Source organism: Pseudoalteromonas sp. S558 (assembly GCF_005886635.1).
In the GTDB taxonomy this organism is placed as follows: domain Bacteria; phylum Pseudomonadota; class Gammaproteobacteria; order Enterobacterales; family Alteromonadaceae; genus Pseudoalteromonas; species Pseudoalteromonas aliena.
Map to the genome: position 1 here is coordinate 1 of NZ_PNDU01000651.1, position 416 is coordinate 416.

Here is a 416-nt window from a genome sequence, read left to right on the forward strand (position 1 = left end):
ATTCAATTTTTCAGGTCTTAGTGAGCAGCTCAAACAGTTACAAGTGTATTTTGTAGGGAGTGAGTTTGCAAAGCATGAGGCAGGCTATTTAGAGGGGGCTATATCCGCTGTAGATAGCGCATTAGCTAATTTAATGGATGCTTAGCTTTTTAAAAGGCGTGCTATGTAGGCACGCCTTTGTAAGGTATTAGTCTTCTGATTTGATAACGGTTTCTTCACCTGTGCCAAGCATAGTGGCTAACCAACGCCCTTCGTCACTGGCTTCTAGCGCTATTTTTACAATCATGGTTAACGGCACTGACAACAACATACCTACAGAGCCTAATAACCAGCCCCAAAATATTAACGATAAAAACACCACTAAGGTAGAAAGCCCGAGGCCTTTACCCATGTATTTCGGCTCTACAATATTACCC

The 416-nt window shown here is 42.3% G+C and carries 1 protein-coding gene and 1 pseudogene; one reads left to right on the forward strand and one right to left on the reverse strand.

Features of this window, described 5'->3' with window-relative positions; translation table 11 throughout:
- Positions 1–145 (forward strand): annotated as a pseudogene (locus CWB66_RS22885) (flavin monoamine oxidase family protein); the annotation flags it as partial.
- 42 nt (positions 146–187) lie between these two features.
- Here the strand turns inward: CWB66_RS22885 and CWB66_RS21810 are convergent.
- A partial coding sequence (locus tag CWB66_RS21810; protein ID WP_138587028.1) for an AI-2E family transporter occupies positions 188–416 on the reverse strand: 229 nt, incomplete at its 5' end.